This window comes from Myxococcus sp. CA039A, assembly GCF_013336645.1.
In the GTDB taxonomy this organism is placed as follows: Bacteria; Myxococcota; Myxococcia; order Myxococcales; family Myxococcaceae; genus Myxococcus; species Myxococcus llanfairpwllgwyngyllgogerychwyrndrobwllllantysiliogogogochensis.
Map to the genome: position 1 here is coordinate 1 of NZ_JABUMQ010000543.1, position 3,978 is coordinate 3,978.

The window sequence follows — 3,978 nt, forward strand, 5'->3', positions numbered from 1 at the left end:
GGGGGGCGGGCGCGAGCGCGAGGTGGTACGAGGCATGGAACCGGGGCTTAACCCGGCTTGGTTAGGTCGTCCATTCGCTGCCTCAGCAGGTCCGGTCGGTCGGTCATGATTCCGCCGACCCCTTCTTCCAGCAGCCGTCGCATCTCGTCCGGGTCATCCACCGTCCAGACGTTGACCCACTTGCCGCGCGCCGCGCAGTCGCGCAGGAAGTCCGCGTCCACCAGCCGCACCTCGCCGAAGTACAGCGGCATGTCGAGCACGGTGAAGCGAGGGTCCTCCGGCGGCGGCTCTCCGCCGCGCAGCGCGATGACGAGCGCGGCCAGCGCGTCGCGGGGGTAGAAGTGACACGCGTGGGGCAACCGGGCGACCAGCCGCTCGCCCACTGCGTCCTGCTCGCTGCCCATGCACACGCGCTCCACCGCGCCTTCGTCCTCCAGCAGCCGCGCGAAGACCTCCTCGTGGCCGGGCACGTCTGGCTTCAACTCCACGTTGAGGCGCAGCGCCGGAAAGGCGCGCAGCACTTCTCTCAGTGTGGGGATGCGCACGCCCTGGCCCCGGAAGGGAAATGTCCGGCCCTCATCCGGGGTGAATCCATACCCCGCATCCAGCTTCTTCAGCTCCGACAGTGTCTGCCCCGCAAGGGGCCCGAAGCCATCCGTGCAACGCTCCAGCGTGTCGTCGTGCGCCACGATGACTTCGCCGTCCCGCGTCACGTGGACGTCGAGCTCCAGCATGTCCGTGTGGAAGCGCTCCACCGCCTGACGGAAGGCTTCCATCGTGTTCTCCGGCGCGAGTGACGCGCCGCCGCGGTGCGAGATGTGCAGCGTGGGCCGCAGTCCTCGGAGGAAGGCGGGGAGGGCGTTCATGGCTTCCTCGATTTCACGAAGGTGTCACCGGCCTGGCGGGAGTGGCTTCCTTGCCGGCCCCCGCGGGCCGCCGGTATAAGGCCGACATCCTCGGACCGACTGGCGTCGACTTCAACCCTTGGGCGCCGCGACAAGAAATGGAGATACGAGACATGCAACTGCGCAAGACTCTTGGCGCGGCAGCGCTGATCACCGCGGCGGTTTTGGCATCGGTGGCGGGCTGTTCCGGTCGTGACGATGGCGACGAGAATCCTGACTCCGGCCCGGGCTGTTCAGGCACGTGCGGCGATGCTGGCACGGACGCTGGCACGGACGGCGGCCCCACGCAGAACTGTCCCGCGCCCGTCAACGGCATGGGCCCCATCGGCAACCTGCGCACCGCTGGTGAGCGTGGCGAGTCGGTCACCCTGGACAACGTGGTGGTGACGGCGGTGAGCAATGTCTCCCGCGGCACCTCGGGTGACTTCATCGCCCGCTTCTGGGTGGTGAACCCCTGCTTCCCGACGGAAGGCATCTACATCGACAAGTTCTACACCGACCTCGTCATGAACTACGAGCCCGTGGTGGGCGACGTGTTGACCATCACCGGCTTCTTCCGCCGCTTCTACCCGAATGGCGACGACAACGTACCCGCCGGGCGTGACGCGTACCGCCCGGTCATCAAGAGCGACTTCCAGCTCAACGTCGCGGGCGTCAGGGGCAAGCTCTCCATCACCAAGCGCGGCTCCGGCCAGATCCTGCCGGACAACGCGGCCCCGGCTAACTTCGGCAACTCCGAGGGCGGCAGCACGAAGCCCAACCCCGAGTTCGCCGGTTCCCGCGTCCACATCCCGGGCCCCCTCACCCTCACCAACGCCAAGCCCACGGCCCTGCGGCAGTACCCGAATGATCCGGAGAACCACAACTACGTGGGCTTCGAGGTGACCGGCGGCGTGCTGGTGGCCAGCTACAAGACGTACCAGGCCTGCGACCTGCGCGCGACGGCCGACGACGGTGGCACGGTGACCTTCCCCAACGGCATCCACGGCGTCTGGGAGACCTTCACCAACACGCCCTGCACGGACGGCGGCACGACGTCCACCGACGGTGGCCCCCCCCGCTTCACCTGCAACACCTACGGCGACGGCGTCATCCCTGGCACGCAGAACGACTACACCTACGTGCTGTACCCCATGACGTGCGACCCGGACATGGTCGGCACGGTCGCGGCGCCGTAGTTCCAGGCCCATCATCCCTTCCGGGATGATCCGCTGATTTCGCCGCCCCTCGCCCGTGTCGGGAGGGGCGGTTTCTTTTTGGACGCGACCCCCAGGTCGGTGTCCGCTACCTGTCGATGTGGGCCCCCGGCTCCCCCAACCGTTTGATTGTGGGTAAGCTCGGGAAAAGTCCAACCTGTCCCACCCTGTCAGACGCCTTGTTCCCTCCGTGAACTCCCCCCAGACGGCCATCCCGTTCGGACAGTACCTGCTGATCAAGCGGCTCGCCGTGGGTGGGATGGCGGAGCTGTTCCTGGCGCACCGTCCGCCGGATCCGGAGCTGGTCGTCCTCAAGCGCATCCTCCCGTACCTGTCGGAGGAGCCCGAGTTCGTTCAGATGTTCCTGGACGAGGCGCGCATCGCCGCGCAGCTCAGCCACCCCAACATCGTGCAGGTGCACGAGCTGGGGAAGGAGGGCGACAACATCTTCATCGCCATGGAGTACGTGGAGGGCGTGGACCTTCGCCGGGTGATGGCGGAGGAGCTGAAGTTCGGCGCCACGGTCCCCTGCGGCGTGGCGGCGCGCATCTGCTCGCTGGTGGCGGCGGGGCTGGACTACGCGCACCAGAGCCGGGGCGTGGATGGCCGTCCGCTGGAGCTCATCCACCGGGACGTCAGTCCGCAGAACGTGATGATTGGCTATGACGGGCGCGTCAAGCTGGTCGACTTCGGCATCGCCAAGGCCGGCGCGTTCATGGAGCGCAGCAAGCCGGGCGTCATCAAGGGCAAGTTCCTCTACCTGGCGCCGGAGCAGGTGTCGCAGGAGCGGTTGGACCACCGCGCGGACATCTTCGCGCTGGGGACCATGCTGTACGAAATCACCACCGGCAAGCAGCCCTTCGCCAAGCCGACGACGGAGGGGATTCTCTACGCCATCCGCTTCGACGACCCGACGGCGCCGCACCTGTTGCGTCCCGACTATCCGCTGGAGCTGTCGCGCATCGTCATGCGGTGCCTGACGAAGGACCGCAACCTGCGCTACCCGCGCGCCGCGGTGGTGCACGAGGAGCTGGAGGCGTTCCTCGACTCGGGTGAGCTGCAGCAGAGCCTGGACGTGTCCGAGTACATCGCCCGGCTGATGGGGGAGGAGGACGAGCGCACCATCCTCCACATCCCCATGGCGAGGCCGGTGGGCCGCACCCAGGCCACCGTTCCCCTGGCGGGGAACCGGCTGATGCAGGCGCCGTCCAGGCTGGCCCCGCTGGAGGTCACCGCGCCGACGTTGTCGTCCACCACGCCCATGGCGGAGCCGTCGCCCGGGGCCGTGACGGCGGTGCCCGGGCTCACCGCGCGTCCCACTCCCCGTCGAGTCTCCGCCGAGGCCGTTCCGGCCGCGCGCTACGCGGACGAGCCGGAGCCGGCGACGCAGATGGCGCGCCCACGCGAGCTGCCCACCGGGCATCGTGGTGCCCATGAGGACGCGGACGAGGACATGTCCACCGCAATCCGGACCGCGCCCACCGGATACGTGGTTCCGTCGGAGCTGCAGGACCCGGATGAAGAGGACATGGGGGACGGAGAGTCCACCATTCCGCAGCGGGGGCGGGGCCGCGCGCCTGTCACTCCGCCTCCGGGCCCGCCGGTGCGCCGTTCCAGCACCCAATCGGAGTTCCCTCCCACGCCTCGGTCGCTGTCGGCGGTGGAGCCCCTCACCGCGCCGCCGACCCCGCCGCGCCGCTCGGGCATGTCCCCCTCCGAGCCGCCGCGCGCCGTCGCTCCACTGGAGCCGCTGCCGTCGCCCCGCGCGGCCGGCTTCGCGGAAGCGCCCGTCGCCAAGACGCCCTCGCCGGTGGAGACCCGCTCCCGTCGCGTGTCGACTCCACCAACGCCCGCCGCCGCGCCGCCCCGCCGGGCCC

3 protein-coding genes are annotated in these 3,978 nt (G+C 69.2%); 2 read left to right on the plus strand and 1 reads right to left on the minus strand.

The window, feature by feature from the left end:
* Positions 1–47: 47 nt before the first annotated feature.
* Positions 48–866, minus strand: a complete 819-nt coding sequence (locus tag HR086_RS45290) for a glycerophosphodiester phosphodiesterase (RefSeq protein WP_141649211.1) — start codon at positions 864–866, stop codon at positions 48–50.
* A gap of 152 nt (positions 867–1,018) precedes the next feature.
* On the opposite strand from HR086_RS45290, the gene HR086_RS45295 reads away from it, so the two are divergent.
* Together HR086_RS45295 and HR086_RS45300 are read left to right on the plus strand one after the other, a co-directional pair.
* Complete coding sequence (locus tag HR086_RS45295) at positions 1,019–2,083, plus strand: hypothetical protein (protein WP_174468757.1); 1,065 nt, start codon at positions 1,019–1,021, stop codon at positions 2,081–2,083.
* Positions 2,084–2,291: 208 nt separating this feature from the next.
* Positions 2,292–3,978: serine/threonine-protein kinase (locus HR086_RS45300; protein ID WP_174468758.1), on the plus strand; the 1,687-nt coding region annotated here is incomplete at its 3' end.